The organism is Pseudomonas sp. RA_15y_Pfl2_54 (genome assembly GCF_963971015.1).
Classification (GTDB): domain Bacteria; phylum Pseudomonadota; class Gammaproteobacteria; order Pseudomonadales; family Pseudomonadaceae; genus Aquipseudomonas; species Aquipseudomonas baetica_A.
In genome coordinates this window covers 93027-118839 of the sequence record NZ_CAXAPN010000003.1, presented here as the reverse complement: position 1 = coordinate 118839, position 25813 = coordinate 93027, and the positions used below count along the sequence as shown (strand labels likewise).

At 59.7% G+C, this 25813-nt stretch carries 20 protein-coding genes and 1 pseudogene; 8 read left to right on the top strand and 13 right to left on the bottom strand.

Annotation, left to right across the window (positions count from 1 at the left end):
- Positions 1-98: 98 nt before the first annotated feature.
- The 4 genes from AACY50_RS03430 to AACY50_RS03415 all read left to right on the top strand — a co-directional run bounded on the left by AACY50_RS03430 (position 99) and on the right by AACY50_RS03415 (position 7667).
- Positions 99-1202 (top strand): efflux RND transporter periplasmic adaptor subunit, encoded by a 1104-nt coding sequence (locus AACY50_RS03430; protein WP_339431589.1) that lies wholly within the window; start codon positions 99-101, stop codon positions 1200-1202.
- Positions 1199-2263, top strand: coding sequence for an efflux RND transporter periplasmic adaptor subunit (locus AACY50_RS03425; protein ID WP_339463951.1), 1065 nt, complete (start codon positions 1199-1201; stop codon positions 2261-2263). Before AACY50_RS03430 ends, AACY50_RS03425 begins: the two co-directional genes overlap by 4 nt.
- The gene (locus AACY50_RS03420) at positions 2260-5325 is read left to right on the top strand and encodes an efflux RND transporter permease subunit (protein ID WP_339538141.1); all 3066 of its coding nucleotides are present in this window, start codon (positions 2260-2262) and stop codon (positions 5323-5325) included. The genes AACY50_RS03425 and AACY50_RS03420 overlap by 4 nt, the downstream gene beginning before the upstream one ends.
- A gap of 89 nt (positions 5326-5414) precedes the next feature.
- Positions 5415-7667 (top strand): glycoside hydrolase, encoded by a 2253-nt coding sequence (locus tag AACY50_RS03415; RefSeq protein ID WP_339495480.1) that lies wholly within the window; start codon positions 5415-5417, stop codon positions 7665-7667.
- A 1-nt stretch (position 7668) separates the two neighbouring features.
- On the opposite strand, the gene AACY50_RS03410 is transcribed toward AACY50_RS03415, so the two are convergent.
- Together AACY50_RS03410 and AACY50_RS28655 are read right to left on the bottom strand one after the other, a co-directional pair.
- Positions 7669-8295: a class I SAM-dependent methyltransferase gene (locus AACY50_RS03410; RefSeq protein WP_339431585.1), complete on the bottom strand. Its 627-nt coding sequence runs from the start codon at positions 8293-8295 to the stop codon at positions 7669-7671.
- A gap of 146 nt (positions 8296-8441) precedes the next feature.
- Positions 8442-8555: pseudogene (locus tag AACY50_RS28655) on the bottom strand (DUF6124 family protein); the annotation flags it as partial.
- A 235-nt stretch (positions 8556-8790) separates the two neighbouring features.
- Here AACY50_RS28655 and AACY50_RS03405 point away from each other — a divergent pair.
- The 3 genes from AACY50_RS03405 (at position 8791) to AACY50_RS03395 (ending at position 13056) form a co-directional block, all read left to right on the top strand.
- Positions 8791-10125, top strand: coding sequence for a hypothetical protein (locus AACY50_RS03405; RefSeq protein ID WP_339431583.1), 1335 nt, complete (start codon positions 8791-8793; stop codon positions 10123-10125).
- Positions 10126-10229: 104 nt separating this feature from the next.
- Complete coding sequence (locus AACY50_RS03400; protein WP_339538140.1) at positions 10230-12167, top strand: RHS repeat domain-containing protein; 1938 nt, start codon at positions 10230-10232, stop codon at positions 12165-12167.
- Between the two features lie 19 nt (positions 12168-12186).
- Complete coding sequence (locus tag AACY50_RS03395) at positions 12187-13056, top strand: hypothetical protein (RefSeq protein ID WP_339538139.1); 870 nt, start codon at positions 12187-12189, stop codon at positions 13054-13056.
- A gap of 94 nt (positions 13057-13150) precedes the next feature.
- On the opposite strand, the gene AACY50_RS03390 is transcribed toward AACY50_RS03395, so the two are convergent.
- The 11 genes from AACY50_RS03390 to AACY50_RS03340 form a co-directional block, all read right to left on the bottom strand.
- The gene (locus AACY50_RS03390; protein ID WP_339431581.1) at positions 13151-13795 is read right to left on the bottom strand and encodes a methionine ABC transporter permease; all 645 of its coding nucleotides are present in this window, start codon (positions 13793-13795) and stop codon (positions 13151-13153) included.
- Entirely contained in the window at positions 13785-14906 is a 1122-nt protein-coding gene (locus AACY50_RS03385) for a methionine ABC transporter ATP-binding protein (RefSeq protein WP_339431580.1), read from the bottom strand. The genes AACY50_RS03390 and AACY50_RS03385 overlap by 11 nt, the downstream gene beginning before the upstream one ends.
- A 2-nt stretch (positions 14907-14908) precedes the next feature.
- Positions 14909-15718: a MetQ/NlpA family ABC transporter substrate-binding protein gene (locus AACY50_RS03380; RefSeq protein WP_339495483.1), complete on the bottom strand. Its 810-nt coding sequence runs from the start codon at positions 15716-15718 to the stop codon at positions 14909-14911.
- 117 nt (positions 15719-15835) lie between these two features.
- Complete coding sequence (locus AACY50_RS03375) at positions 15836-17188, bottom strand: LLM class flavin-dependent oxidoreductase (protein WP_339538138.1); 1353 nt, start codon at positions 17186-17188, stop codon at positions 15836-15838.
- Positions 17188-18381, bottom strand: a complete 1194-nt coding sequence (locus AACY50_RS03370) for an SfnB family sulfur acquisition oxidoreductase (protein ID WP_339431577.1) — start codon at positions 18379-18381, stop codon at positions 17188-17190. Before AACY50_RS03370 ends, AACY50_RS03375 begins: the two co-directional genes overlap by 1 nt.
- Before the next feature lie 36 nt (positions 18382-18417).
- Entirely contained in the window at positions 18418-19659 is a 1242-nt protein-coding gene (locus AACY50_RS03365; RefSeq protein WP_339538137.1) for an SfnB family sulfur acquisition oxidoreductase, read from the bottom strand.
- A gap of 267 nt (positions 19660-19926) precedes the next feature.
- Positions 19927-20691 carry a hypothetical protein gene (locus tag AACY50_RS03360; RefSeq protein WP_339463960.1) on the bottom strand — a complete coding sequence of 255 codons (765 nt, stop codon included), beginning with the start codon at positions 20689-20691 and terminating at the stop codon, positions 19927-19929.
- A 471-nt stretch (positions 20692-21162) separates the two neighbouring features.
- The gene (tcyN, locus tag AACY50_RS03355; RefSeq protein ID WP_339431574.1) at positions 21163-21912 is read right to left on the bottom strand and encodes an L-cystine ABC transporter ATP-binding protein TcyN; all 750 of its coding nucleotides are present in this window, start codon (positions 21910-21912) and stop codon (positions 21163-21165) included.
- A gap of 4 nt (positions 21913-21916) precedes the next feature.
- A complete protein-coding gene (tcyL, locus tag AACY50_RS03350; protein ID WP_339431573.1) occupies positions 21917-22582 on the bottom strand; it encodes a cystine ABC transporter permease in 666 nt (221 codons plus the stop codon).
- Complete coding sequence (tcyJ, locus tag AACY50_RS03345) at positions 22582-23382, bottom strand: cystine ABC transporter substrate-binding protein (RefSeq protein ID WP_339495485.1); 801 nt, start codon at positions 23380-23382, stop codon at positions 22582-22584. Before tcyJ ends, tcyL begins: the two co-directional genes overlap by 1 nt.
- A 235-nt stretch (positions 23383-23617) precedes the next feature.
- The gene (locus AACY50_RS03340; RefSeq protein WP_339538136.1) at positions 23618-24610 is read right to left on the bottom strand and encodes a D-cysteine desulfhydrase; all 993 of its coding nucleotides are present in this window, start codon (positions 24608-24610) and stop codon (positions 23618-23620) included.
- A gap of 190 nt (positions 24611-24800) precedes the next feature.
- On the opposite strand from AACY50_RS03340, the gene epsC reads away from it, so the two are divergent.
- On the top strand, positions 24801-25727 hold the full coding sequence (gene epsC / locus AACY50_RS03335) for a serine O-acetyltransferase EpsC (RefSeq protein WP_339431570.1): 927 nt from the start codon (positions 24801-24803) through the stop codon (positions 25725-25727).
- Positions 25728-25813: the final 86 nt, after the last annotated feature.

Genomic DNA, 25813 nt, shown 5'->3' with positions numbered 1-25813 from the left:
CGCAGGAAGTATAGGGATCGGGCATACAGACGCGGAACCCTGTTCTAAGCTCACAGTCGTATCGTCACTTGCACGTTCGTACACAGGAAGGAGTCTGCATGGCGAGTCCCGGATTGAAAACAGCAGTCATGCTGGGCCTGTTCACGTTGTTGACCGCTTGCGGCAAGAAAGAAGCGCCTGAGGACTACTTGCCACGGGTCTTTGTGCAAGTGGTGAAACCCGCCGAATACGCCGCCGCCGTGACCCTGACCGGTGACGTGCAGGCGCGGGTGCAGACCGAGTTGTCGTTCCGGGTCGGTGGCAAGATCATCCAGCGCATGGTCGATGTCGGTGACCGCGTCAGCGCCAGACAAGTGTTGGCCAAACTCGATCCCAAGGATTTGCAGACCAATGTCGACTCCGCCCAGGCGCAAGTGACCGCCGAACAGGCGCGGGTCAAGCAGACCGCGGCCGCGTTCGTGCGTCAGCAGAAACTGTTGCCCAAGGGTTACACCAGCCAGAGCGAATACGATTCCGCGCAGGCAGCATTGCGCAGTAGCCAAAGTGCGTTGAGCGCCGCGCAGGCGCAATTGGCCAATGCCAAAGATCAACTCAGCTACACCTCATTGATTGCCGATGCACCGGGCATCATCACCGAGCGTCAGGCCGAAGTCGGCCAGGTGGTTCAGGCGACTGCGCCGATCTTCACGCTGGCCCGCGACGGTGCTCGTGATGCGGTGTTCAACGTGTACGAGTCGCTACTGGCCGAGCGTCCTTCGGATCGTTCGATCGTGGTCAGCCTGCTGGATAACCCGGCGATCAAAACCACCGGCACCGTGCGCGAAATTACGCCGGCGGTGTCGGCGCAGTCCGGCACGGTGCAGGTCAAAGTGACCCTCGACAGCCTGCCGCCGGGCATGCAACTCGGTTCGGTGGTCAGCGCTACTGCCAAGGGCAGTGGCACGTCGGCGGTGGAACTGCCGTGGTCGGCGCTGACGAAAAAAGTCAGTGAACCGGCGGTGTGGATGGTCGACGACCAAGGTGAAGCGCAATTGCACACGGTCACGGTCGGCCGATACCTGACCGGCAAAGTCATCATCAGCGACGGCCTCAAGGGCGGCGAGAAGGTCATTGTGGCCGGTGGGCAGTTGTTGCATCCGGGCATCAAAGTCGAGATTGCCGAAAACACTTACAAGGATCTGCAACCGGGAGCACAGCCATGAAACGTCTGGGGCTGTTGTTCATGGCGGTGTTGTTGGCCGCGTGCTCGAAAAGCGAGCCGCCGCCGGAGCCGGTGCGTCCGGTGCTGTCGGTCAGGGTTCAAGCGCTGAACGAGGAGACCCTTGGGCGTTTTGCCGGCAGCATTCAGGCGCGTTACGAGAGCAACACCGGTTTTCGCGTGGGCGGGCGCATCGCCAGCCGTAACGTCGATGTCGGCGCCGAGGTTGAAAAGGGCACGCTGCTCGCCACCCTCGACCCCTCCGACCAGCAGAACCAATTGCGTTCAGCCCAGGGCGATCTGGCGCAGGTCCGGGCGCAATTGATCAACGCTCAGGCCAACGCCAGGCGTCAGCAAGCACTGTTTGATCGCGGGGTCGGTGCGCAAGCGCAACTGGACATCGCCAATACGGATCTGAAAACCACCCAGGCTTCGCTGGAGCAGGCGCAGGCGGCGGTCAATCAGAGCAAGGATCAACTTGGCTACACCCAGTTACGCGCCGATCACAAAGCCGTGGTCACCGCGTGGAACGCCGAGGCCGGGCAAGTGGTGACGGCCGGCCAGCAAGTGGTGACCCTGGCGCAGCCCGATATCAAGGAAGCGGTGATCGACCTGCCCGACACCCTGGTCGATCAGATCCCCCGCGACGTGGTGTTTCTGGTCGCTGCGCAACTCGACCCGAGCATCAACGCCACAGCGACCCTGCGCGAAATCGAGCCTCAGGCACAAAGCGCTACGCGCACCCGCCGCGCACGCTTGACCCTGGCCGATACCCCGAGCGGTTTGCGTCTCGGCACGGCGATCAGCGTGACCCTCAGCTCGGCGATCAAACCACGCATCGAATTGCCCGCCACGGCGATACAGGACGTCGATGGCCAATCGCGCGTCTGGGTGATCGACACCCAAAGCAAAACCGTCAGCCCTCGCGACGTTCGCGTGATCAGTCGCACCGACGGCACCGTGGTGCTGGCTGGCGGTGTGAAGAATGGTGAGCAGGTGGTCAGCGCCGGCGTCAACAGCCTCAAACCCGGACAATCCGTGAATCTTGACGAGGACAGTCAATGAAAGGCTCTTTCAACCTCTCCGAATGGGCCATCAAGCATCAGTCTTTCGTCTGGTATCTGATGTTCGTCGGATTACTCATGGGGGTGTTCTCGTACTTCAATCTGGGGCGTGAAGAAGACCCTTCGTTCACCATCAAGACCATGGTGATCCAGACCAAATGGCCGGGCGCGACCCAAGAGGAAACCCTCAAGCAGGTCACCGACCGCATCGAGAAAAAACTCGAAGAACTCGACTCCCTCGACTACGTGAAAAGCTACACGCGGCCGGGTGAATCAACGGTCTACGTGTACCTGCGCGACACCACCAGTGCCAAGGACATTCCGCAAATCTGGTACCAGGTGCGCAAGAAAGTCGACGATATTCGCGGCCAGTTTCCCAAAGGGATTCAAGGGCCTGGTTTCAACGATGAGTTCGGTGATGTCTACGGCTCGGTGTATGCGTTTACCACCGACGGCCTGACGATGCGCCAGTTGCGCGACTACGTGGAACAGGCCCGGGCGGAGATCCGTGATGTGCCGGGGCTGGGCAAGATCGAGATGGTCGGTCAGCAGGATGAAGTGATCTACCTGAACTTCTCCACGCGCAAACTGGCGGCGCTGGGCATCGATCAGCGTCAGGTTGTGCAAAGCCTGCAATCGCAAAACGCGGTGACCCCGGCAGGGGTGATCGAAGCCGGGCCGGAGCGGATTTCCGTGCGGACCTCGGGGCAGTTCGCCTCGGAGAAAGACCTGGCCGAGGTGAATCTCAAGCTCAATGACCGCTTCTACCGTCTGGCCGACATCGCCGACATCAGTCGCGGTTACGTCGACCCGGCCACGCCCGAGTTCCGCTTCAACGGCAAGCCGGCCATCGGGCTGGCCATTGCCATGCAGAAGGGCGGCAACGTTCAGGCCTTCGGCAAGGCCCTGCACGAGCGCATCGATCAGCTCACGGCAGACTTGCCGGTCGGTGTCGGCGTTCACACCGTGTCCGATCAGGCCGTGGTGGTGGAAGAGGCGGTCGGCGGTTTCACCAGCGCTTTGTTCGAAGCGGTGATCATCGTTTTGGTCGTGAGCTTCGTCAGCCTCGGCGTGCGCGCCGGTCTGGTGGTGGCGTGCTCGATTCCGCTGGTGCTGGCGATGGTGTTTGTGTTCATGGAATACAGCGGCATCACCATGCAGCGGATCTCCCTTGGCGCACTGATCATTGCCCTCGGCCTGCTGGTGGACGATGCGATGATCACCGTGGAGATGATGGTCACGCGCCTGGAGATGGGCGAGACCAAGGAGCAGGCCGCCACGTTCGCCTATACCTCGACGGCTTTCCCGATGCTCACCGGTACGCTGGTGACCGTGGCCGGGTTCGTGCCGATCGGTCTCAACGCCAGTTCGGCCGGTGAATACACCTTCACCCTGTTTGCGGTGATTGCGGTGGCGATGCTGGTGTCGTGGGGGGTGGCGGTGTTGTTTGCGCCGGTCATCGGTGTCCACATTCTCAGCGCCAATGTGAAACCCCATGAGGCCGAGCCCGGGCGTATCGGGCGGGCCTTCAACGGTGGTCTGCTGTGGTGCATGCGCAACCGCTGGTGGGCGATCGGCATCACCGTGCTGTTGTTCGCGCTGTCGGTGTTCTGCATGCGGTTTGTGCAGAACCAGTTCTTTCCCTCCTCGGATCGACCGGAAATTCTGGTCGACTTGAACCTGCCGCAGAACGCCTCGATCAACGAGACCCGCAAGGTCGTCGACAAACTGGAAGAAACCCTCAAGGGTGATCCGGACATCGTGCGCTGGAGCACTTATATCGGTCAGGGTGCGATCCGCTTCTATCTGCCGCTCGATCAGCAATTGCAAAACCCGTACTACGCACAACTGGTGATCGTCAGCAAAAATTTCGAATCACGCGAGGCCTTGAGTCAACGCTTGCGTGAGCGCTTGCGCAAAGATTTCGTCGGCATCGGCAGTTATGTCCAGGCACTGGAAATGGGCCCGCCGGTCGGGCGTCCGATCCAGTACCGGGTCAGCGGCAAAGACATCGATCAGGTGCGCAAGCACGCCATCGACCTGGCCACCGAACTGGACAAGAACGCGCACATCGGCGAGATCATCTATGACTGGAACGAGCCGGGCAAAGTCCTGCGCATCGACATCGCCCAGGACAAGGCCCGCCAACTCGGGCTGTCGTCCGAAGACGTGGCGAACGTGATGAACAGCATCGTCAGCGGCTCGCCATTGACCCAGGTCGATGATGATATCTACCTGATCAACGTCGTCGGTCGTGCGGTGGACTCCGAGCGGGGCACGCCAGAAACCCTGCAGAACCTGCAGATCGTCACGCCCAACGGCGCGTCGATTCCATTGCTGGCATTCGCCACGGTGCGTTATGAGCTGGAACAACCGCTGGTGTGGCGTCGCGACCGCTTGCCGACCATCACCATCAAGGCGTCGGTGCGCGACGAAATCCAGCCGACCGATCTGGTGAAACTGCTCAAACCGTCGATTGATGCCTTCGCCGACAAACTGCCGGTGGGCTACAAGGTCGCCACCGGCGGTACGGTCGAAGAAAGCGGCAAAGCTCAGGGGCCGATAGCCAAGGTTCTGCCGCTGATGCTGTTCCTGATGGCGACTTTCCTGATGATCCAGTTGCACAGCGTGCAGAAGATGTTTCTGGTGGCCAGTGTCGCGCCGCTTGGGCTGATCGGCGTGGTGCTGGCGCTGGTGCCGACCGGCACGCCGATGGGCTTCGTGGCGATCCTCGGGATTCTCGCGCTGATCGGCATCATCATCCGTAACTCGGTGATCCTCGTGACGCAAATCGATGAGTACGAGAGCAAAGGCTATGCGCCGTGGGATGCGGTGGTGGAGGCGACCGAGCATCGACGCCGGCCCATTCTGCTGACTGCGGCGGCGGCGAGCATGGGCATGATCCCGATCGCCCGGGAAGTGTTCTGGGGGCCGATGGCGTACGCGATGATCGGCGGGATCGTGGTGGCGACGCTGCTGACGCTGCTGTTCCTGCCGGCGCTGTATGTGGCCTGGTACAAGATTCGCGAGCCGAAGAAAGACGCTTCAACATCGGCCCGTTGAGGGCGCCTGTTACACCTTTGGGAACGGTCTGACTTACAACCATGATTTATTGCGTTACCGTCCCTCCTCCATTTGGAGGAGGACACCCGATGTCGACTGTCGCTTGCTGGCTGCGCCAACTGCTGTTGATGGCCGGCCTGTGCCTGTCGCCCTCATCGCTGGCCGAAACGCTGTTGGAAAACTCGCTGTGGCAGGTGCAGATCGACCCCGCGACGCTCGCGTTACGGGTCACCCCGGCCAACAGCGCGACCGTGCAGGCATCATCGGGGGGGCAAGCGCACAAGGTCAGCCAACTGGTCAGACGCGGCAATCGCCTCGATTGGCAATGGGACGATGGCGCCTGGTCGCTCAGCGTAGAACTCGATCAGCGTGACCTGTCCTTCTCGATCACCGCGCGCGACCCCGCCGAACTGGAGTTCCTGCGCCAACCCGGCAGCGCCATGGGCAAAGGCCTGATCTGGCCACTGGCCGAAGGACATTACGTGCCCCGGGCTGATCCGGTGTGGCGACAGTTTTTGCTGGGGCAGGGCGAATTCAACACGACCCAGGACCTGAGCCTGCCGCTGTGGGGCGTTGAGCATGATGGGTTCAGCCTCAACTGGTTGCTGACCAACCCCTACAACAATCAACTGCTGTTCAGCGCTGACGGCGACACGCTGGCGTTGGCGGCGCGGCACCAATTCACTGCACTCGCCCCTTCAACGCCGCTGACCTTCAGCCTGTACCTGGGCGCGGCCGAGCCGTTGGCGGGGGCCAAGCGCTACCGGCAATGGCTGATCGATAACGGGCGCTACGAAACCCTGAACAGCAAACTTGAGAAAACCCCGCAGGCCAGCAAGTTGTTGGGTGCCAGTCATGTCTACCTGTGGGGCAATGATCTGCTGGGGTCAAAGGATGTGCGCGACTGGCCGGCACTGCTCGGCCAGTTACGCGGCCAGGGCGAGCTCGCCAGCGCGCTGCGCGCCGGGATGGATCGTGAGGCATTGCAACTGCTCGCCACCCAAACGGTGGTCAACCGCTACCCGCAAACCGTCCTGTTGCGCGGTCTCAACCGTGCGCTGGCCACGCAGGCGCGCAAAACCTGGCAGGCCCGCGCGCAGCCCGACATGCAAGCGCTGGTCGACGGGTACGCTGCGCTGCGTGCGCAGTTGGCCACTGAGTTTGTTGACGCCTTGACGGACGATCCTAAGCGTTGGGGCAGTACCTTGTCGCTCGATACCATCAAAGGCTTGCAGAGTGCCGGGCTGACACGCCTGTGGCTGGGGCTCGGCGAAGGCTGGGAGGGTGGACTCTGGCATCCTGAGGCGGTTCGCGCTGGCGTGGCGGCGGGGTATCTGATGGCACCGTACGACTCCTACGAGACGGCGCTGAGCCGTGACGAGAACCCGGACTGGACGACGGCGCACCTGGGGGACAAAGCCAACGTGGACTGCGCCATCGTGCTGCAAAGCGGTGAGCCGAAAACCGGCTTTCAGCAGTCGGGCCATTACACCGATCCTCGTTGCGTGCGCCCGTTGCTGGAGCAGCGAGTCAAAGCGGTCAGCGCTGCCGCTGGTTTCAACAGCTGGTTCCTCGACGCCTATGCCACGGGCATGGTGTTCGACAGCTATCGGCCGGGCTCGACGATGACCCAGGCGCAAAACGCTGAAGGTAACGTCCAGGCATCACGCTGGATCAATGAAACGCTGCAACTGCCCAGCGGTTCCGAGGACGGCAACGCGACGACGGCGCAGGGCGTGTTGTTCGCCCATGGTATGCAGACGCCCGTGATCGGATGGGGTGATGTCGACATGAGCAAGAACCGCGACTCCGAATACTTCACGGGCCAATGGTATCCACCCGAGCAACCGGCGGTGTTCTTCAAACCGGTGCCGATTAAAGCGCCGTATCGACGCATTCACTTTGATCCGGCCAGCCGTTTGCCGCTGTACCAGGCGGTGTTTCACGGCTCGGTCATCACCACGCATCACTGGTTGTTCGACAGCCTGAAGCTGAGCAACGTACGGGTAGAAAACGAACTCACGCAGTTGCTCTACAACGTGCCGCCGCTGTATCACCTGAGTGCGGCGACGCTGGCGCAGCGCTTACCTTTGATTGCGCGGCAGGATGCGTTTTTCCGCCCGCTGCATGAGCGGCTGGCCACTCAGGCACTCACCGGTTTCCAATGGCTGAGCGAGGATCGGCAGGTGCAGCAGACTTCATTTGAAGACGGCACTCGACTGCTGGCCAATTTTGATCAGGCATCGCGTGAAGTGCAGGGGCAGACCTTGCCCGGCGAGAGCATCACGGTGTTGACGCCCGACGGCGCCGTCAGCCACTACCGGGTGCAGGCTGCTCCCTGACTCAGGCCTTGCGCCAGACGCTGGCCAGCCAGGGTTGTTGCTCGCGTGGCAGCCCGGCCGGGCGGAAGTAATGTTCCAGTTCGACGAACCCGGCCGTGGTAAGCAACCGGCGCCACGCCTCAAGGTCGTGATACGCGCCATACCGCGGCCCGTTCCAGCCCTCGCTGTTATCCCCGCGTGGATTGGAGCTGAACAGCACGCCACCGGGTTTCAGTGCGTTGCGCAACTGCTGCAATACCCGTGGCAACTCCTGCAAGGGCACATGAAAGAGCACGGCGTTGGCGAAAACACCGTCGAAGCGCTCTGAAGGCAGATCGAGTTTCAAAAAGTCCTGCTGCAAGACCTCGCAACCGCTGTCCTCGCGGGCCATGCGCGCAAACTCCTGCGAGCCGTCGAGGCCGACCGCGACGTGGCCCAAACGTGTGAACGTCTGCAAATCCCGCCCTGGGCCGCAGCCGAAATCAAGAATGGTGAACGGCGCGGCACCCTGAATGTGCCGCAACAGCGCATCAATGTTCTGGCTGACATCGTGATCGCGCGTGCCTTCGCGAAAGTCTTCGGCCACCGAGTTGTAGTGGCCGAGGGTGGTGGCGGTGATCTGTTGAAGGTCGGAGGGCGTCTGCTTCATGGCTGGGCTGCGTGGGGCGATGGAGGTTTGGCGAATATACGCCATCAGGCTGGGGGCTGCTGCGCAACTCATCGCCACACACAGGAGCACGCATTCCGACTGTGCGAGCCTGCCCGCGAAAGCGGTTTTACTGGCGACAAAGTACTTCAGCCAGAAGGTTTCATCCCCAGACAATCAATCGAACGATCCACCATCGTCTTGGCCATCTTCAGCAAATGCCAGACCGAAAAAGCCCTGGCCCGGTCCGCGCCTTTCAGATGACAAAGGAAAGGGAACAGGCCTGTAGGTTCTCTGATTTTCCTGTGCGAAATTTTTCCTTTTCGGTGTGAATCGCTACTCACGGCAAAGCATAAACCCCCAACGTCTGTGCAATACATATGTACCGCACCGCGTTGTCCGCTTCGGGATGTAATGACGCCTGCGCGATAGACGACTGTCGCGATGTCTGCCCGGTTTTTTTTAAGGGGAGATTCACTTAGAAAAAAGGATTTTTTCATGAGCATTGTTCGCAAACCCGCTACTACCTCGTCGACCATCCGTAGCCCGGCAGACGTAGATTCACCCCGCAGAAGACCCGGCAATCCGCTGGACGGAGATGGGCCTGCGATAAAGAATTTTCGCCCTGATGCGGAGCAAGCACACATGGAGGTTGCCCGCGACCCTGGCGCGTCGGTTCCTGCAGTCCCGGCCGTTACGATTACCCCGTTGCTGTCTGCCGGGATTTTGCCTATTCGCCCCGAGGTTAAAACACTTGAACACTATCTGTTGAAACCTCCGGAGAAACTGGCTGAGGCCAATGCTCAAGGCTTCAGGGTGGTCAAGGGGCGGCTGTACGTCGATATCGCGCCCGGCAAGATCGCCCAGGTCAGGCGAGACCGGACGAGCGGAGAGTATCGAGCGACCCTGTTGTCTGAACTGGAGCCCTCGGGACCGGTACTGTTTTTCGAGCCGCAAAGCAAAACCTGGAAACTGGAACGCGACCGCATTCATACCGGCAAGGATGACGTGTTTGAGCTCGGACTCGACGCGGGCACCACTCTGGTGGCGCGTGGGTTGCGGCAATTTCCTGCGGAGCAGGCAGCCATTATCCGCTCGGAGTTGCGAGTGGTCCAAAGCACGTTCTCTGATGCCAGTCGGGCAATCGCGCTGAAATACCAGGAAGCCGATGCCGTCTACGAAAGCTACTTTGGGACCGACCACCAAACCGTTTCGCCGCGATTCTCTGAGTGCGTCTCGCGAGGATTGGCAGTTTCCAAAGAGTATCAAGGGTTTTGGGGGGACGATAAATTCCTGGGGGTTGATACTGCCGGCAATCACTTGGCCTGGATGTACAAAGGTGATTTCCATGGCCGGGTGTTCATCAATCGCAAATACCTGCGTGCCGGGGCGTTGAGCCTGACGCTGGGCCATGAAATGTTGCACACCAACAGAATCGATCGGTTCGCGGCCATCGGACCCAACGCGTCGGATTATTTCTACCTGGGCGTCGAGGCGCGTGGTTTTCTGACGTCGGAACCGCTAACCGTTTACGACGTTCCGGAGCGCGGTGTTTCCGAGGTCATCATGCGCGGTGGACTGACAGCCGAATATTTGAATGTCTTTATGAACGACCACAGTGAGTTCCTGTCGGGGGTCAGCCATTACCTGGGAATGCGCGACGTTCCGGATCTTCAGACGGCCGTTGATCTCTTCAATGCAAACCCGCAGATGCGCGCGCACATGGCCGCCAATAATGCTGACAGCATTATCTGCGCGACAAAAAGCATGCAAGAGTTGCATCGAAGCAAAACTGAATATGCATGGCTCGACAGCCTGATCGAGGATCTTTGAGTTGAATTGGGCGGCGCCGACTCTGCACCTGTTAGTTCTTACAGTATCGGCGCGAGTCAAAAGCGTTCAGTCTTCACCCATGTGTATGACGGACGCCGCCGACCATGATTGTTCACCACGACACTGCCACGCCGACGCTGTCTGTCATGGACTCTCGCTCGCAGGTGATCCGCCGCGTCGGCTATTGCCGACATCCGGACCAGCCCGACATCGACCCGCGCATCACTCGGCAAATGTTCGATGCGGCTGGACGTCAGGTGGCGTCGTGGGACCCGCGATTGTGGGGAACGGCACCGAAACCGAATCTGGCCACGGCTTATGGGCTGAGCGGTCAGGCCTTGCTGACGGACAGTGTCGATGCGGGTTGGCAGTTGAGTTTGCTGAACCAGGCGGGTTTGACCTGTTCGTTCTGGGATGCACGAGGTAGCCAGCGTCACACCGAATTCGACGAACAGCAGCGTCCGGTGGCACTGAAGGAGCAGGCCCGTGGCGAGCCATCTCGTGTGGTCGAGCGATTGACCTATGCCGCTGCCAGCGATGCGTTCGCGCAGCACAACCAGTGCGGTCGCCTGATCCGCCATGACGATCCGGCCGGTAACCGCATCATCAACGACTACGGTCTGACCGGTGCCGAGCTGGCCGAATCCCGGCGCTTTCTGACAGCGCTCGACCTGCCTGACTGGCCCACCGATCCCGACGTTCGTGACGAGTATCTTGAAGAAAAGTCGTACATAACCCGTCACGCTTTCTACCCGACGGGCGAACTGCAGCGCCAGATCGATGCCATGGGCAATACCCAAACCGTTCATTACAACGTATCGGGCAAACCCTCCGCGACCTGGCTTCTACTGGCCGGTGAAGGTAAGCCGTCGCAGTGTCTGTTCAGTGATATCCAATACAACGCTCAAGAACAGATCGAACGTGAGACCGCCGGAAACGGCGTCGTCAGCCGCGCTGAATACAGCCCAGATGACGGCCGGTTGCTCAGCCTGATCGCCGGTCTCGGTGAGCAACCTCCATTGCAGAATTTGCATTACGGCTACGACCCGGTGGGCAACATCGTCAGCCTGGAAGATAAAACCCAGGCCGTCACGTACTTCAATCACCAGCGCATCGAGCCGATCAGCCGTTATCGCTACGACAGCCTGTATCAACTGGTTGAGGCCAAGGGCTGGGAAGTCAGTCAGCCGAGCCATGGCCCGGCGTTACCGGATCTGCTGCCCACACCGCTGGACCCTAATCAACGGCGCAACTACACCCAGACATTCGACTACGACACGGCGGGCAACCTGATCACCCGACACCACAGTGGTGCGCCGGGGTTTTCGATGTTCACCTCCGCGCACAGCAATCGAGGTTTGGGGCAACGGGATGACGGTACTTTGCCGGGAGAGCCACAAATAACGCTGGGCTTTGATGCCTGCGGCAATCAACTGGAGCTGCAACGCGGACAGGCTATGCTCTGGGACATCCGCAATCAGTTGAGTCAGGTGACGTTGGTCAAACGCGAGGGCGAAGCTGACGACTATGAGTCGTATGCCTATGACCGACCAGGCCATCGGTTGCGCAAGGCAATTTTCAGCCAATCCAATCGCCGGACTTTGCACAGTGAAATCCGTTATCTCCCTGGCCTGGAAATCCATCGACAGGCCAGTGGCGAAGTACGCCATGTCGTCCGCGTCGAAGCCGGACCTTGCAGCGTTCGAGTGTTGCACTGGCCCGAAGGTAATTACGTCGACCAACAGAGGTACAGCCTCAGCGATCATCTCGGTTCCAGCACATTGGAACTGAATGAGCAAGCGACTGTGCTAACGCAGGAACACTATTATCCCTTTGGCGGTACGGCGTGCTGGGCGGGTAAAAGTGCAGGGGTGGCGAATGACAAAACCATTCGTTATTCGGGCAAGGAGAGGGATGCGACCGGGCTCTATTACTATGGACATCGGTATTACGCGCCATGGTTGCAGCGCTGGATTAGTCCGGATCCAGCTGGAGAAATCAATGGCTTGAACATTTTCTGTTTTGTTGCTTGTTGCAAATAATCCTGTCGCTAGGAAAGACGTGGATGGCAGGTTTTTTTACGAAGGTAAAGATGATTTTGTGGAAACAGCACTCATCGGCTCGGAGAAACTGATTGCTGCACGAGGACTTGATGCGTTTCCTATGGACCAAGCGTCTGTAATAAGCTCGCAGTTGTCTGAAGTGGAGAAGGTTTTCGCAGAGGCAACTTATGTGTTAACGCAAGGGTACGCAGAAACCTCAGGAATCTTGCAGAGTTACTTTGGTCCGCAATACAGCGCGGTAGAAAACAGGCTTCCGGGAATTTGGACGCGTGGAAGGGAACTGGCAAATGCCTACGGTAGGCCAGCGGCGAGAGGAAAGTTTTTAGGTTTTATAGCGGGCCCAGGAACAGCGAGGCACTCAACTGCAGAGGTCAGACCTGGCGATTTTTATGGGCGTATTGCTATTAATCTAGACAGAGTTAATGGCAACTCAGGTCTGGTATTGGGGCATGAATTAATGCACTTGAACAGGGTTAGCCGGGTTAGCGCGGTCGGGCCTGGTGCGTTAGATAATTTCTACCTGAACTCTAATTCGCCGGAGCTTTTGAATTACCCAGTGATGCAATATGATTTGCCTGCTCGAGGTCTGTCCGAAGCCATCATGCACGGCGGTTTGAATCTTGTTTTTTCACAACAGTACACGGCGTCTCATCGTGATTTCATTACCTCGGTTGGTAACTATATGGGGATGCCGGATATATTGGATCTTGAAACGTCGATTGAAATGTTTAATCAGGCTCCTCATCTGCGTGCGGAAATGGCGGCTAATAACGCGGATAGTCTTGTTTACGCAGCAAAAAGTATGAGTGATCTGTATCGATCCAGGCAGGAAGACAACAATTTATTCAACAATTTGCTTTATGGTTGAAATTCGATGCGGGTGACTCGATAGCTACACTCCAACAAAAGGTTGAGTGACTTGGGGGGCGTACCCCAAGCCACAATGAACAAGAACAACCCACTCAACGCTTGTTCAACCCCCGCGCCAACCGATCGCCACCCAACTGAATCACCGCCACCAACGCCACCAGCAGCACGATCACCGTCAACATGACCTGGCTGTCAAAGCGTTGATAGCCGTAGCGATAAGCGATGTCGCCCAGGCCACCGGCACCAATCGCCCCGGCCATGGCCGAGGAGTTGATCATCGTCACCAAGGTGATGGTGAAACCGCCGACAATTCCCGGCAGCGCTTCGGGCAACAGCACATGCCAGACGATGTGCCAGCGCCGGCAGCCCATGGCTTGCGCGGCTTCGATCAGACCATGATCGACTTCGCGCAGGCTGACTTCGGCAATCCGCGCAAAGAACGGCGTCGCTGCAATCGTCAGCGGCACCACCGCCGCCCACACGCCGTAGGTGGTGCCGACGATCAACCGGGTAAACGGAATCAGCGCCACCATCAGAATCAGAAACGGGACCGAGCGGAACAGGTTCACGAACGCACCCAAGGCGCGATTCAGCACCGGCGCCTGGTAGATCCCGCCCTTGTCGCTGGTGACCAGAATCACCGCCATGGGAATCCCCACCAGCAGGGCGATCAGCGACGACACACCGACCATCACAAACGTGTCGATAAACCCCTGTAGCAAGCGCTCAAACCACATAACCCGACACCTCCACCCGTTGCGCCCAATCACCCGCGCGCTGACGCAACTGCTCGGTGCTCAGCGATGATCCACTGACGGCCAGCAGCAGTTGCCCCAGCGCGTGGCCCTGAATCCGTTCCACACCGCCCTGAAGCAATTTCACCCGTCCGTCGAGTGCGGCGAACAAGGCCGCCAGGTCCGGCTCATCGCCGGCCGCCCCAGTGAATTGCAAACGCAGCACCACAGCGGCGCCGGGCGAGGGCGGTAGCGTGTGCAAACGGCTCTGCAATTCTTGTGGCAAAGCGTGTTGCAGCGGTGCGAGCAACGTCTGGCTGACCGCGTGCTGTGGGTCGCCGAACACTTCCCAGACCGGGCCTTGCTCGACGATCCGCCCGTGCTCCAGCACCACGACGCGGTCGCAGATTTCGCGGATCACCGCCATCTCGTGGGTGATCAGCACGATGGTCAGGCCCAGACGTTTATTGATCTCGCGCAGCAGGCCGAGGATCGATTGAGTGGTCTCCGGGTCGAGTGCCGAAGTGGCTTCGTCGCAGAGCAGAATGTCCGGGTCGTGAACCAAGGCCCGGGCGATGCCGACGCGCTGTTTCTGGCCGCCGGAAAGCTGTGCCGGATAGGCCTTGTGTTTGGCTTGCAGACCGACCAGTTCAAGCAGTTCGCGAACCTTTTTCTCGCGCTGTTCTTTCGGCACCCCGGCGACTTTCAGCGGCAATTCGACGTTCTGCCAAACGGTCTTGGCCGACATCAGATTGAAGTGCTGAAAGATCATGCCGATGCGTCGGCGCAGGGCGACGAGGCGATCTTCATCGAACTCGCCGATGTCGACCTGATCGATCAGCACACGCCCCGACGTCGGTTGCTCCAGACGATTGATCGTGCGGATCAGCGACGATTTGCCCGCGCCGCTGCGGCCGATGATGCCGAACACCTCGCCGCGCTGGATCGCCAGATCAATGCCTTGCAGGGCCGCGACCGGACCTTGCCGGCCGTTATAGGTTTTGCCCAGGCCGATGAAGCGTATGTGGGCGCGATTCAGCTCGGGATGCAGTTCGGTTTTTTCAGCATTGTTGGGCTCTGGAATCTCCAGTCGCCGTTGGATCGCGGCCGTCATGTTCAGCTTTCCCAACCGGCCTGGTACAGCTTGCCGTGGGCCTTATCCAGCGCGGCACGCACGGCCGGCGAGTGCTGGTAGATGTCGACCAATTTGATCAGACGCGGATCGTCCTTGCTCTTGGGCCGGATGACGAACTGGATCACGTATTCCTTGTGGTCGAGACCGTCGAACAGCAGCGCGGAGCCGGCATCGAAGGTCTTGGCCAGACGAATATAGGCCGGGTAGCCCTGGACCAGATCGGCGTCGTCATAGGCGCGCACCAGTTGCACGGCTTCGACCTGAAGGATTTTGATTTTCTTCGGGTTGGCGACGATGTCGTCTTCGGTGGCCTTGTAGCCAACGCCCGGTTTCAGCGTGATCAACCCGGCCTTGGCCAGCAGTTGCAGACCGCGACCGCTGTTGATCGGGTCGTTGGCGATGGCGACGCTGGCGCCTTCAGGCAACTCGTCGAAGCTTTTGTATTTTTTCGAATAGAGGCCGACGTTGTTGATGATCCCCGGGGCGAACGGCACCAGGTCAAAACCGGCGGCGGCCTTGGCGTTTTCAAGGAACGGGATGTGCTGAAAGTAGTTCACATCGATGTCGCCGGCCGCGAGGCTGACGTTCGGTGCGATCCAGTCGGTGAACTCCACCAGCTCGACTTTCAGGCCTTGTTTGGAGGCCTCCTCGACGGCGGCTTCCAGCGGAATCGCGAACGCGGCGGTGGTGCCGATTTTCAGTGGTGCATCGGCGGCGAATACCGCCGAGCTGAACAGGCCGAAGGTCAGGGCCAGTGCTTTGACTGGGTGGGTCAGGAATTTCTGGGTCATGGTGTGGTTTCCAGTCAGTGCATGAATATGGGTGTCTGGTAGGGCCTCTTCGCGAGCAAGCCCGCTCTCACATTTGGAATGCGTTCCCCTTTGGAAGCGGGCTTGCTCGCGAAGCTTTTAGCGACGAAATGAAGATCCGATGTGTTGCTCGGGCAACTGCGCCCCTGCGTGAAACAGCTTCTCGCGCAAGCTGCCGCTGTCATACGCGGTTTTGTACGACCCACGCCGTTGCAACTCCGGAATCACCAGCTCGATAAAATCGACATAGCTTTCCGGGGTAACGATGCGCGTGAGGTTGAAGCCGTCCAGCCCGGTTTCGGTGATCCACGATTGCAGCTCATCCGCCACTTGCGCAGGCGAGCCGACCACGGTGATGTAGCGACCGCCCAGAGCGTGCTGTTCGAGCAATTTGCGTCGGGTCCAGTCGTTGTTCTGCAGATTCTTGGTCGCGGACTGGATGGCGTTGCTCTTCACGTACTGGATCGGTTCGTCGATCGCGTACCGGGAAAAGTCGACGCCGGTGGACGCCGAAAAATGTGCCACGCCGGCCTCGGCACTGGCGTAGCTCCGGTACTCGGCGTGCTTGGCCCACGCCGCTTCTTCGGTTTCGCCGACGATGACGTTGAGGCCCATGAACACCTTGATGTCCTCGGGATTGCGCCCGGCCTCGACGGCGCTGGCGCGGATTTTGTCCACCTGCACCTTGGTCGACGGTTTGTTCTGGCCGCTGATGAACACGCACTCGGCGTGACGCCCGGCGAACAGCAAGCCGCGATCGGAACTGCCGGCCTGGAACAGCACCGGCGTGCGCTGCGGTGAAGGCTCGCAGAGGTGATAACCCTCGACCTGATAGAACTCGCCCTTGTGCTCGACCTTGTGCACTTTCTCCGGTTGGGCGTAGATCCGCTGCTCGCGATCATTGAGCACCGCGCCGTTTTCCCAACTGCCTTCCCAGAGTTTGTAGAGCACCTCCAGGTACTCGTCAGCCTGATCGTAACGACGGTCATGCTCGACCTGCTCGCGCAGGCCCATGGCTTTTGCGGCGCTGTCGAGGTAACCGGTGACGATGTTCCAGCCGACGCGGCCACGGCTCAAATGATCGAGGGTCGACAGGCGTCGGGCGAACAGATACGGCGGCTCATAGGTGAGGTTGGCGGTCAGGCCGAAACCGAGGTTTTTCGTCACCGCCGCCATCGCCGACACCAGCAGCAACGGATCGTTGACCGGCAACTGGATCGACTCTTTCAGCGTGACGTCCACCGAGTTCTGGTAGACGTCGTACACGCCGACGATGTCGGCGATGAACAAACCGTCGAACAAGCCACGCTCCAGCAACTGCGCCAGTTCGGTCCAGTATTCAATGCTGTTGAACTGGGTTGAGTTGTCGCGTGGATGCGTCCATAAGCCGTGGTTGATGTGGCCGATGCAGTTCATGTTGAACGCGTTGAGCAGGATCTTTTTCTTGCTCATCAGATCGTGCCCCGCAATGGCGGGTTTTCATCGTTGAGGTAGTAATTGCCCACCGCGTGGTACTTCCAGCGCACCGGATCGTGCAGCGTGTGCACGCGGGCGTTGCGCCAGTGGCGGTCGAGGCCGTGCTCGATCAGGGTGGCCTGACTGCCGGCCAGTTCGAACAAGGTGCTGGCGGCGGTGAGGGAGATTTCTGTGCTGATCGCCCGTGCTTCGGCGACGGCAATCGAGGCGGCGGCGACCGTTTCGGCGCTGGTCTGGGCCTGAGCCTTGTCGAGGAACTCACCGGCGCGTTCCAGCAGCGCCTCGGTGGCGTGCAGGCGAATGCTCAAGTGGCCGAAGCTCTTCAACGTCAGCGGGTCTTCGGTGGCGTTGTCGTTGCCGGCGTCGATCCATGGGCGCGTCTTGCTACGCACAAAGTGCAACGCATCTTCGTAAGCGGCGCGGGCGATGCCGGTGTCGATAGCGGCGTGAAGAATCTGCGCCAGCGGACCGACGGTGGTCGGACGTTCGAAGGCGCTCTGGAACGGGATCACGTCTTCGGCGGCGACATACACGTCTTCGAAGAGCACCGAACCGCTGCCGGTGGTGCGCTGGCCGAAGCCGCTCCAATCGTCGATCACGCTCAGGCCCTGGCTGTCGCGAGGCACGAAGGCCAGTTGCTGCACGCCGTTTTCATCGACGACGGACGTTGGAATGCGTTGCGCGTAAATCGCGCCGGTCGCATAGAACTTGCGGCCATTGATGCGATAGCCCTCGCCTTCACGCTTGAGGCTGCTGACGCGATGGTGGGCGGTTTGGGTGCCCAGTTCCGCCAGCGCATTGCCGAAGCGCTGACCGGCTAAAACCTCGGCGTACAACCGTTGTTTCTGTTCGTGGCTGCCGTTCACTCGCAGCACTTCGAGGGCGTAGAAATGGTTCTGCGGAATCTGCCCGAGAGAGCCATCGGCCTCAGCGATCAGGGCGATGACGTTGGCCAGCGTCACGTTGGACACACCGGCGCCGCCGTATTCTTTCGGCACGCTGATGCCCCACAGGCCGGAGCGGGAAAACACGTCGAGTTCCGGCAGCGGCAGTCGCCGCTCACGGTCCCGCACGGCGCTGTCGCGTTTGAAATCTTCGGCCAGGTCGCTGGCGATGATCAGGGCTTGCTCATCGCTGGTGATGACCGCGACGGGATGGGAAAGAGGCATAGGTTTCTCCAAGGCTCTTGAGAAGGTGTGCGGTCGTCAGATCCAGGAGTGGCGAGCCGGTAGCTTGCCATTGAGGTGATAGGCGCCGACCGCGTGATATTTCCAGCGCACCGGGTCGTGCAGGGTGTGCACCCGGGCATTGCGCCAGTGACGGTCGAGGTTGAATTCGGCGAGGGTCGCGCGGCTGCCGGCCAGTTCGAAAAGCTTTTCGCTGGCCAGCAGCGAGATCTCGGTGGTCAGCACTTTGGCTTCGGCCACGGCAATTGAAGCGCGGGCGGCGGACTCGGCCGTTATCGGCGCGGCGTGCACTTGATCGAGCACTTGCCCGGCCTTGCGCAGCAGCGCCTGGGCGGCGTGCAGTTCGATTTTCAGTTTGCCGATGTCGGCGATCACGTAGAGGTCATCGCTGGCGCGTTCGACCTTGGCGTCGATCCATGGTCGCGAACGGGTTTTGACGAATTCGATGGTGTCTTCGATAGCGCCACGGGCAATGCCGGCGTCGATCGCCGCCTGAATCAATTGCGAGATTGCGCCTTGGGTGTTCGGGGTTTCGTTGATCTTCCAGTTATCAACGACAAGAGCCGCTTCGACGCGCACGTTGTTGAGCACGATCGTGCCGCTGGCGGTGGTGCGCTGACCGAAGCCCGACCAGTCATCAACAATGCGCAAACCTGGCGTGCCACGTCGGACGAACGCCAGCACTTGCTTGCCATCATCGTTGAGCGCTTTGACCGCAACCCAGTGCGCAAACAGCGCGCCAGTGGAATAGAACTTCTGGCCATTGAGCAGGTAATCGTCGCCGTCGGCGGTGATTCGCGCTTTCAATTGGAGGGTGTTTCTGGTGCCACGCTCAGGGCCGCCATTGCCGATGCGCCAGCCTTCGAGAACACTCTGGAACAACTGTTGTTTTTGCGCGTCGGTGGCACTGCCGAGCAGCAGATGGATGATGCCGAACTGGTTCTGCGGGATCTGTCCCAACGCCGGATCGGCGGCGGAAATGATCGCGAACACCTCGGCCAGCGTGACGAACGAAACCTGCGGGCCACCGTATTGGCGCGCGATTGCAATGCTGCCCAGACCGCTGCGGGTGAACTGTTCGATCAGTAACCAAGGCAACTGGCGCTGGCGGTCGCGATTGGCGGCTTGCACGAGCGCGACTTGCGCCAGCTCATGGGCGGCCTCAATGGCTTGGGCGTCGTTGCGCAGGACCTGCGCGGGCAACAACAAGGGGGCGATGTCCAGATCAGACTGGACGTTCGCGTCTGCCAGACTGGACATCAGCGCCACTCCCTGGCTGCACGCAATGCCCTGGCGATCTGCACTGGGGTGATTGTGTTCCGGACCATACGACCTACCTCACATCTCATGAATAACGCCGCGAAGTGCGGCGAACGAAAGAATGTCCGGTGGTCCGGTTTATATACCCTAAGCGTGTATAAAAATTAAATGAACTAACTTTTAGGAATATGCATATGAAGATGTGATGGTCGGGATGCTCAAGCCCTTTGCGGTGAGGGGCCAAGGCTCCTCACTCCGCCTTAGGCTTTATTTTTTGCGGGATTCAGCCGCCTTGCAGGTGGGCTTCAACGGCACTTTCAGATAAGGATTCACGCAACCGATCTTCAGCGTCCTTGGCGGCGCCCAGCGCGAGTTGTTGCCGACCCGGTCGAGGATGCAATAGGTCACGTCCAGGCGCAGATCCTCGCCGGCTTCGACAATCACTGCCGGCGGTACCCAGACCTGAATCGGCAGGCCGACATCCGCTGCCGTGATGGGCGCCAGATCCATGCGAACATCACCCCAGCGCACAGTAATGGCGTCATCCTCGGCCATGTTCGTGTAAGGCTCGATGGTCAACGGCACACCGCGTTTGATCTGGTTCGGGTTCACGCCCTGGCGGCGAATGGTGTCAGGGATCGTTACCGGCGCCAGTTGCTGGTTTTCGTCACCGCACAATGCCGACGGTTGGCCGCCCGGGCAATCGAGTTTGACCTGCACACGGCTTGCCGCCGACAGCGCCGGGCCTTGGCCGACCTGCATCACCCGGTAGTGAATGCGGGCGGTGCCATTGACAATAAAACTTTCCGGCACCCGCAGGTTGACTGTCGCGCCAACGTCCTCGGTCGTCAGTACCTTGGAGGCGACATAGCATTTGTTCCAGAACAGTTCGATCAGGTCGCCGCAGTCCATGTCGGGGTAGGGCGACACCTCGATCAACAGATGAGCGGCAGCAGCCAGATTGATGCCGTTTTTTTGCGCTGACGCCAGGGTCGGCGCTGCCAGTTCGGGGGTATGCGAAGTGCGAGTCATCGATTTCTCTCCTTGAAGCCTTGCAGCGAAGTCCGTTTCTGAAAGAACAAAAGGCGTGAATCAACGGGCAATAAATCTGTGAACTGATGTTCAAGTTAGTGCGGGTTGATTGAACTAAGTAGCGCCGGTTGGCGACTAGATAAGAGTGTGCGGGAAGGGGTGTCAATAGACGGCGTTAGTTAATCAATGAATTACGAACTAATCAGAATATTCCTACGTTGTTGAAGCCGTGTGCCTAGGGTGTATGGTGAACGAGACCACAGAACTCCGGGCTTTTTGCCAGTTTTGGCGCAGCGTTATTTGGTAGCTGTGATGAAAGGCGGGGCGGATTTTATACACGCAATAGTGGTTTCAGAATATATACATGTATCGCATCGGTTCCAGGCAGGTTGTATATATTCAGGAAAGTTTTACGCAGCGAAAAAGGTAACTTCCATCCATGGAAGTTGACGTCTCGCACAGCAAGGGTTTTCAGGTGTGATTCAAAAACTTGCTGAGAAACTGTTTGGTGCGCTCTTCTTTGGGGTCGGCAAACAATGCTTTGGCTTCACCTTGTTCGACGATCACGCCCTTGTCGAAAAACACCACGCGGTTGGCCACGTCGCGGGCGAAGCCCATTTCGTGGGTGACGATGACCATGGTGCGTTTCTCCTCGGCGAGGCCGCGGATGGTCGCCAGTACTTCGCCCACCAGTTCCGGATCGAGGGCCGAAGTCGGCTCGTCGAACAGGATCACTTCCGGCTCCATTGCCAGCGCCCGGGCAATCGCCACGCGCTGTTGCTGGCCACCGGAGAGACGACGCGGATAGGCGTCTTCCTTACCGGCGAGGCCGACCTTGGCCAACAGCTTCATGCCCAGGGCAATGGCTTGCTCGCGCGGCATCTTCTTGACCACGACCGGGCCTTCGATGACGTTTTCCAGGGCAGTGCGATGGGGAAACAGGTTGAAGTTCTGGAACACGAAACCCACATGCTGGCGCAGGTTGCGCACCAGGCTTTGCTGCTGGTTCAGCGGGCGGCTGGTATCGATCTCGATATCGCCGACCTTGATCCGGCCGCTGGTGGGTTGTTCAAGGAAGTTCAGGCAGCGCAGGAACGTGGTTTTACCCGAGCCGCTGGGGCCGATGATTGCCACGACCTCGCCTTCCTTGACTTCAAGATCGATGCCGTTGAGCACGACTTGATGCTTGAATTGCTTGGTCAGTTTTTCCACGACAATCATGGGGTCAGGACTCCTGGTCGTGCCGGTTGACCCGCTCTTCCAACTTGTTCTGCAAGTGCGAGAGCACTGTGGCCAGAATCCAGTAGATCAGCGCGGCGGCAAGATACATGGTGAAGACTTCGAAAGTCCGGGCGGTGATCAACTGCGCCTGACGGAACAGTTCCGGCACCTGGATGGTGGCGGCCAGCGCGGTGTCCTTGACCAGCGAAATGAAGCTGTTGCCCAGCGGCGGCAGTGCCGTGCGCATCGCTTGCGGCAGGATGGCCCGGCGCAAAGTCTGCGCGCGGGTCATACCGATACTCGCCGCAGCTTCCCACTGGCCACGTTCGATCGAACCGATCGCCGCGCGCAGGATTTCACAGGCGTAAGCGGCCATGTTCAGCGAGAAGCCAATCAGCGCGGCGGGCAGGGGGTCGAGTTCCACACCCATTTGCGGCAAGCCGTAATAGATCACGAACAGTTGCACCAGCAACGGCGTGCCGCGAAAGAACGACACGTAGATACGGGCCAGCCAGTTGACTGTTTTGAAACGCGACAGACGCATCAACGCCAGGCCAAAGCCCAGCAGCAGGCCGAAGAACATCCCGCCAAGGCTGAGGACGACCGTGTAGTACGCGCCCTTGAGCAGGAAGGGCGCGGAGTCGAGTGCGAGTTGGAAAGCTTCTTCCATTATTGAGTGACGTCAGCTTGGAAGTATTTTTCCGAGATCTTGGCCAGAGTGCCGTCGGCACGCAGCTCGTCGAGGGCTTTGTTCACGGCAGCCAGCAGTTCCGGTTCACCTTTGCGCAAGGCAATGCCGGACTCCTGACGGGAGAACGCTTGACCGGCCGCCACGGTTTTCGGGGCTTTCTTGGCGTATTCAAGCGCGGCCAGGCGGTCGATCAGGATGGCGTCGGTACGGCCGTTGTTCAGGTCGGCGAACTTGGTCGGATCATCATCGTAGGTGCGCACGTCAGCGCCAGGCACGTTGGCACGAACCCATTGTTCGTAGTTGGTGCCCAGGCCTACGCCGACTTTCTTGCCGGACAGGTCAGCTGCGGTCTTGATGTTCAGCGCGGCTTCTTTGCTTTTGAGCACCAACGCCTGAATCCCGGAGATGGTGTACGGCTGGGAGAAGTCATACTTCTTCTTGCGGTCCTCGGAGATGGTCACTTGGTTGACCACTATGTCCAGGCGCTTGGATTCCAGCGCCGCGAGAATACCGTCCCACTTGGTCGGCTGAATCTTGGCTTTGACGCCCAGTTTCTGCGCCAGCGCTTGGGAGAGCTCGACTTCGAAACCGGACAGCTTGCCGTCGGCATCGACGAAGCTGAACGGTGGGTAAGTGCCTTCCAGGCCGACGTTGATTACGCCTTTGTCCTTGATCTGTTGCAGTTGCTCACCGGCAACCGCCTGGCTGATCAGACCGGCGCTCAGCGCCAGGCCCAGCGAACCGACCAGCAGATTGCGACGTAGTGCGGAAAAATTCATGACAAGCCCCTGTGTTTTCTTATGGAAGACGCTTAAGGAAAGTTGGCGAATTCGGGAATTGGACGACAGCGCTATCCTGCCTTAAAGCAGCTTAAGCGTCTCGCGCGAAATTCGCCTGCGGCGAGACTATATGACGACTTGGTTAGACTTGAAAATACTTAATATTTAAATTGATATTCCTTATTTGAATATAAAACCTTCCCACGCTCTGCGTGGGAACGGTCTCGTCTTCCGCTTACAAGAAGTCCTTATAGGCAAACAACGCCGGCGCCCCGCCGGTATGCAGGAAGATGATCGGGCCTTCTTCGAAGCGCTGCCGACCGATGCCATCAAGCAACCCGGCCATGGCCTTGCCGGTGTATACCGGGTCGAGCAACACCGCTTCCTGACTGGCCAGCAACTTCACCGCTGCCAGCGTCCCGGCATTGGGTTCGCCATAACGCGGGCCGAAATATTCGTCCCACAGCTCAATCTTGAAGCTGGCCGGCAGCTCAACGCCGAGCAGCTCAGCAGTACGTTGCGCCAGCCCCTGCACTTTCGGGCGCTGCTCTTCTTCAGTGCGCGACACGGTCACGCCGATCACCGGCAGTTGCGGCAATGCCTCACTCAACGCCAGCGCCAGGCCGCTGTGGCTCCCGGCGCTACCCGATGCCAGTACCACGGCGGCGAAGTCGAGCCCGGTGTCTTTGATCTGTTCGGCCAGCTCAAGCCCGGCACGCACATAACCCAAGGCACCGAGGGCGTTGGAGCCGCCAATCGGTACCAGATACGGTTTTTTTCCGTTGCTGCGCAGACGCACGGCGAGGGCCGCGAGTTGTTCATCGGCGTTGTCGAGGTTGTCGACCAGCTCAACTTTTGTGTCGAACAGATCCAGCAGCAGGCGATTGCCATTGCCGGTGTAGTTGCTGTCTTCGGTGCCCAGCGGATTTTCCAGCAACGCCACGCAACTCAGGCCGAGTTTGGCGGCCAGCGCCGCCGTCTGGCGAACGTGGTTCGATTGCAGCGCACCGGCGGTGATCAGCGTGTCGGCGCCCTGGGCGAGGGCGTCGGCGGCGAGGTACTCGAGTTTGCGCAGCTTGTTGCCGCCCATGGCCAGCGGCGTCAGGTCATCGCGTTTGATGTAGACGTCACGGCCGAGCCAGGTGGACAGGCGCTCAAGTTTTTCCAGTGGGGTCGGCTGGCCAAGCAGTTCCAGGCGAGTAAAGCGATCCAGCTGTTGTTTAATCATGGTTGCGTACTGGAGGAGAAAGATGAAGGGACTATAGGCACGCGCTTTTGCACGGGCAACCATCAATCGCTTATAGCCAAATGGACTGAGCCCAGCACTATCGGTTCTTAATTCGCCCTCACAGGCATGCCTTAAAGTAGTCGCCGTTGACGCGGCCAGGCACTCCGGCCGCCCGTGAGGAGTCTTTATCGTGAGCGAGCGTTCCAGCCATTGGCAATTACAGACCATCGTCAGTCAACTGCGCAGCGCGCGGGATCAGTGGCGCGCCCAGAATGGCCGGGCATCCGGCGAGCAGGGTGGGCGCGAACTGCCGTCCCGCGCCGCGATGGCGCAGATTCTTGAAGCGCTGTGTGGGGCATTGTTCCCGATGCGTCTGGGGCCGGTGGATTTGCGTGAGGAAAGCGAAGACTTCTACGTCGGCCACACCCTCGATGTCGCGCTGAATGCGTTGCTCGCCCAGACACGTCTGGAACTGCGCTACGTCGCCCGCCACAGCGCCCAGGACGACAGCGAAGTGGAGACCCGGGCGCTCCAGATCATTCAGGATTTTGCCTTGGCATTGCCGGGCTTGCGCACGTTGCTCGACACCGATGTGCTGGCGGCCTATCACGGCGATCCGGCGGCGCGCAGTGTGGATGAAGTACTGCTGTGCTACCCGGGGATTCTGGCGGTGATTCACCATCGTCTCGCCCACCATTTGTATCGTGCAGGGCTGCCGTTGCTGGCGCGGATCAGCGCAGAAATTGCGCACTCGGCCACCGGCATTGATATCCATCCGGGCGCGCAGATCGGCCGTAGTTTCTTTATTGATCACGGCACGGGTGTGGTGATTGGCGAGACGGCGATCATTGGTGAGCGTGTGCGGATCTATCAGGCGGTAACGTTAGGCGCCAAGCGCTTCCCGGCCGATGAAGACGGGCAATTGCAGAAGGGCCATCCACGCCATCCTATTGTCGAGGACGACGTGGTGATTTATGCCGGGGCGACGATTCTTGGGCGGATCACCATCGGCAAGGGGTCGACCATCGGCGGCAACGTGTGGCTGACCCGCAGCGTGCCGGCGGGGTGCAATTTGACCCAGGCCAATTTGCAGCATGATGACGGGACGCAGAAGTAGCCTCTGATTTTTGTTGCGGCATCCAGCCTCTTCGCGAGCAAGCCCGCTCCCATAGCTGGAATGAGGGGGCTTGCTCACGAATGGGT

Coding starts and splice junctions, on each gene's coding strand:
- AACY50_RS03425 (WP_339463951.1), top strand. CDS start 1,199: ATGAAACGTCTGGGGCTGTTGTTCATGGCGGTGTTGTTGGCCGCGTGC.
- AACY50_RS03370 (WP_339431577.1), bottom strand. CDS start 18,381: ATGCCTCTTTCCCATCCCGTCGCGGTCATCACCAGCGATGAGCAAGCC.
- AACY50_RS03405 (WP_339431583.1), top strand. CDS start 8,791: ATGAGCATTGTTCGCAAACCCGCTACTACCTCGTCGACCATCCGTAGC.
- tcyL (WP_339431573.1), bottom strand. CDS start 22,582: ATGGAAGAAGCTTTCCAACTCGCACTCGACTCCGCGCCCTTCCTGCTC.
- AACY50_RS03400 (WP_339538140.1), top strand. CDS start 10,230: ATGATTGTTCACCACGACACTGCCACGCCGACGCTGTCTGTCATGGAC.
- AACY50_RS03380 (WP_339495483.1), bottom strand. CDS start 15,718: ATGACCCAGAAATTCCTGACCCACCCAGTCAAAGCACTGGCCCTGACC.
- AACY50_RS03365 (WP_339538137.1), bottom strand. CDS start 19,659: ATGTCCAGTCTGGCAGACGCGAACGTCCAGTCTGATCTGGACATCGCC.
- AACY50_RS03340 (WP_339538136.1), bottom strand. CDS start 24,610: ATGATTAAACAACAGCTGGATCGCTTTACTCGCCTGGAACTGCTTGGC.
- AACY50_RS03420 (WP_339538141.1), top strand. CDS start 2,260: ATGAAAGGCTCTTTCAACCTCTCCGAATGGGCCATCAAGCATCAGTCT.
- AACY50_RS03360 (WP_339463960.1), bottom strand. CDS start 20,691: ATGACTCGCACTTCGCATACCCCCGAACTGGCAGCGCCGACCCTGGCG.
- tcyN (WP_339431574.1), bottom strand. CDS start 21,912: ATGATTGTCGTGGAAAAACTGACCAAGCAATTCAAGCATCAAGTCGTG.
- AACY50_RS03375 (WP_339538138.1), bottom strand. CDS start 17,188: ATGAGCAAGAAAAAGATCCTGCTCAACGCGTTCAACATGAACTGCATC.
- AACY50_RS03385 (WP_339431580.1), bottom strand. CDS start 14,906: ATGACGGCCGCGATCCAACGGCGACTGGAGATTCCAGAGCCCAACAAT.
- AACY50_RS03415 (WP_339495480.1), top strand. CDS start 5,415: ATGTCGACTGTCGCTTGCTGGCTGCGCCAACTGCTGTTGATGGCCGGC.
- AACY50_RS03410 (WP_339431585.1), bottom strand. CDS start 8,295: ATGAAGCAGACGCCCTCCGACCTTCAACAGATCACCGCCACCACCCTC.
- tcyJ (WP_339495485.1), bottom strand. CDS start 23,382: ATGAATTTTTCCGCACTACGTCGCAATCTGCTGGTCGGTTCGCTGGGC.
- AACY50_RS03390 (WP_339431581.1), bottom strand. CDS start 13,795: ATGTGGTTTGAGCGCTTGCTACAGGGGTTTATCGACACGTTTGTGATG.
- AACY50_RS03430 (WP_339431589.1), top strand. CDS start 99: ATGGCGAGTCCCGGATTGAAAACAGCAGTCATGCTGGGCCTGTTCACG.